This is a genomic window from Stenotrophomonas sp. 2YAF22 (assembly GCF_052114665.1).
In the GTDB taxonomy this organism is placed as follows: Bacteria; Pseudomonadota; Gammaproteobacteria; order Xanthomonadales; family Xanthomonadaceae; genus Stenotrophomonas; species Stenotrophomonas indicatrix.
On sequence record NZ_JBFRFE010000530.1, the window covers coordinates 1 to 3,099 of the forward strand.

At 65.5% G+C, this 3,099-nt stretch carries 5 protein-coding genes; 3 read left to right on the forward strand and 2 right to left on the reverse strand.

The features are described from left to right. The 3 genes from AB4Y84_RS17650 to AB4Y84_RS17660 form a co-directional block, all read left to right on the forward strand. Positions 1-906: LysR substrate-binding domain-containing protein (locus AB4Y84_RS17650; RefSeq protein ID WP_442250559.1), on the forward strand; the 906-nt coding region annotated here is incomplete at its 5' end. Between the two features lie 130 nt (positions 907-1,036). Then, complete coding sequence (locus AB4Y84_RS17655) at positions 1,037-1,498, forward strand: DUF4952 domain-containing protein (protein WP_442244333.1); 462 nt, start codon at positions 1,037-1,039, stop codon at positions 1,496-1,498. A 46-nt stretch (positions 1,499-1,544) separates the two neighbouring features. Continuing rightward, on the forward strand, positions 1,545-1,928 hold the full coding sequence (locus AB4Y84_RS17660; protein WP_442244334.1) for an energy transducer TonB: 384 nt from the start codon (positions 1,545-1,547) through the stop codon (positions 1,926-1,928). Positions 1,929-1,932: 4 nt separating this feature from the next. On the opposite strand, the gene AB4Y84_RS17665 is transcribed toward AB4Y84_RS17660, so the two are convergent. Next, positions 1,933-2,325: a DUF3037 domain-containing protein gene (locus AB4Y84_RS17665; RefSeq protein ID WP_442244335.1), complete on the reverse strand. Its 393-nt coding sequence runs from the start codon at positions 2,323-2,325 to the stop codon at positions 1,933-1,935. Further along, complete coding sequence (locus tag AB4Y84_RS17670) at positions 2,303-3,079, reverse strand: HipA family kinase (RefSeq protein WP_442244336.1); 777 nt, start codon at positions 3,077-3,079, stop codon at positions 2,303-2,305. The genes AB4Y84_RS17665 and AB4Y84_RS17670 overlap by 23 nt, the downstream gene beginning before the upstream one ends. Positions 3,080-3,099: the final 20 nt, after the last annotated feature.

Below are 3,099 nucleotides of genomic sequence, written 5' to 3' on the forward strand. Positions count from 1 at the left end.
GACCTTATCGCACCCCTGCGCAGCTTCGCCAAGGTGGCCGAGGTGGGCTCGTTCGCCGCAGCTGCCGACGCACTGGATCTGTCGCCGCAACTGGTCGGCAAGCATGTGCAGACGCTGGAACAGCATCTGGGCGTGCGACTGCTCAACCGCACCACGCGCAAGCAGAGCCTGACCGACTTCGGGCAGGCGTACCTGGCCCGCGCGCGGGTCATCCTGGAGGAAGTGGAGAGTGCCGAGCAGTTGGCCGAGATCGCGCGCGGGCGACCGATGGGCCGGCTGCGGATCAGTGCGCCGGTCACCTTCGGCGTGCATGCGTTGGGGCCGGCGGTGGTGGCCTACATGCAGCAGTATCCCGACGTGCAGGTGGATCTGAACCTGTCCAACAGCCTGGTCAACGTGGTTGAAGACGGCTACGACCTGGTGTTCCGCACCGGTGATCTTGCCGACAGCGGCTTGGTCGCGCGGCGGCTGGGACCGTACCCGCTGGCGCTGTGCGCTGCCCCCAGCTATCTGGCTGCACGGCCACCGATCGTCCGCCCGCAGGACCTGAGCCGGCATGAATGCCTGGGTTTCGCCCACTCGGCGATCCGTACGCGGTGGAGCTTCCATGACCCACAGGGCGGCGTCTTGACCGTGCCGGTCTCCAGTCGCTTCATGGTCAACCAGGCCGAGCCGCTGCTGACCGCCGCGGTCGGTGGGCTGGGACTGATCCTGCAGCCGTTCGAGATGATGTCTGCCGCTCTGGCCAGCGGCGAACTGGTGGAAGTACTGCCTCGATTCGTGCCCGTATCCACGTCGATCAATCTGCTTTATCCCCGCCATCGCCAGGTGACGCCGAAGCTGCGCAGCTTTCTGGATTTCTGCGTGGCGCGCTTCACCGAAAAGAGCATGGCGCGTGAGCGCTGATCGAAGCGTGCGCAGTGGGTGGTGGCGTCGTTCGATTACGATGGCATTTCGTCACGCCCACGAAGGATCTGCCATCGCCCTGCTGCATCCCCCTGCGTCCTGTTTCGTCCGCCTCCGCTGCGGCGTCGGGGTGCTGCTGCTGATCGGCAGCGCCGTCACTGCCAGCGCGCAGACGCCTGCCGGTGCGCTTGCAGAATGGGAACTGCACGGCCGTGTCGAAGGCCTGGCCCGGCCCGACACCGTCTGCCAGGATTTCCTGCAGGCGATGGGACGAAAACCAGCCGAGCTGGAATACGTAGGCTGCACGCAGGACGACGATTCCTACATCCAGCCGATGGAAGCGCGGTATCGCGTCAGCGGCGCCTCGGCGGCGAAGATCGAAGCCTATCTGCAGCAGACCTTCGGTATGCCGCCACTGAAGTACGTCTGCTGTGGCTGGAGCAACGGCGCGCCTTACGTCTGGCGCGAGCAGCCGGGCAGCGTGAAGTACCAGATCGGCATGGGCGTGGAATCGCTGCATCATCCGCGCACGCAGTGGAGCGCGATTCCCTACTTCATGGTGACCGTTGCGGTGAACCGGAAAGGCCCCTGATGGCGTACGCTTGAAACCAACCACTGGCGTACAAGGAATGACAACCATGCCTCCCATGCTGCTCCGCGCTGCCGCCCTCGCGCTCACCCTGGCGATGAGTCCGATGGCCATCGCCGCGTCTCCCGAGCCGCTGCAGCTGCAGCAGGCCGAAGCGCTGACATACTGGAAGCCGGTGGAAGGCACCTTCCGCCCACGACTGAATGCCGATCCCGGGCGTGTGCAGTTTGCAGAGGAAGTGACCGTGGCCTATTCGGTCAACAAGCGCGGCCGCACGTATGACGTAAAGGTGGTGGATGCCAAGCCGTCGACGGCCTTCAGCGGCTGGGCGTTGAACGCGGTCAAGGCGATGCGCTTCACTGCAACGGACAGCAACACCGAGCGCATGCCGATCCGCAGCGAAATGACCGCACGCTGGGGCGGCGGCAAGTAGCGCGCTAGGTCGGAACACGCACCATCTTCGACATCAGGTGTTCGACCACGCCCGCCGGGTCCGCCGTGCGGCCCACATGTGTGCTGGACATCTGCACCACCGAGCTGCGCTTGGCGGTCAGGAAATGGAATCGCGCGCGCGCGGGCAGCTGCGCAATCGGGCCGGCGCCCGCATCGCCCCGGCAGATCGCCACGATGGCATCCAGCCACGGCTGCAGCGCTTCAATATCCAGCGCCGGCGCGAAGGCCTGCAGCCGCGCAGCGTCGATCTCGATCGCCGCTTCCAGGTGACGTGCGCCCGGGCAGGACACGATCACGCCGACGTTGATGAACTCCTCGCGTTCCACCCGTGGTACCACGCGGATGACGGCATAGTCATACGTGTGCAGCGTGGGCACGGATGGCCTCCTGCACGAACACCGCACGCACCTTCAGGCGATGCTTCAGGTAGTTGATGTAGCCCTGCCGGTAAGCCTGGGGGCTGTCGAAGGCCGGCTCATCGACCAGCCAACTGTCCGGCACCAGGCCGACGATGCGCTCGATTTCCGCATCAGGCAGGCGCGCAGCCAGCTCGGCATCCACCTCGGCGATGCGGCTGGCGAACGACAGCAGCACGTGGTCACGGATCAGTACGAAGGGCTTCTCGCAGGCGTCGCCAGCATTGGCCCAGTCGTGATGGAAGTACATCGCCGCACCGTGGTCGATCAGATACAGCTTGCGATGCCAGACCATCAGGTTCGGATTGCGCGTGGTGCGGTCGACGTTGCTGGTGAGTGCATCAAACCAGACGATGCGCGAGGCCAGGTCGGCGTCCACCGGCATCGCCGCCGGATCGTAGTTGATCGCGCCGGGCAGGTAATCCAGGCTCAGGTTCAGGCCTTCGCTGGCGCGGATCAGGTCCTGGATCTCCGGGTCCGGCTCGGTGCGGGCGAACTCGCTGTCCAGCTCCACGAACAGGATCTCCGGAATCGGCAGGCCCATCGCGCGTGCAATCTCGCCCGCGATCAACTCGGCAATCAGCGCCTTGGGCCCCTGTCCAGCACCACGAAACTTGAGCACCGCCATACCGTCGTCGTCGGTCTCGACCACGGCGGGCAGTGAGCCACCTTCCCGCAAGGGGGTGATGTAGCGGAGGGCATGGACGGTACGCATGGGCGCATTCTAGCGTGGCC

Coding starts and splice junctions, on each gene's coding strand:
- AB4Y84_RS17670 (WP_442244336.1), bottom strand. CDS start 3,079: ATGCGTACCGTCCATGCCCTCCGCTACATCACCCCCTTGCGGGAAGGT.
- AB4Y84_RS17660 (WP_442244334.1), top strand. CDS start 1,545: ATGCCTCCCATGCTGCTCCGCGCTGCCGCCCTCGCGCTCACCCTGGCG.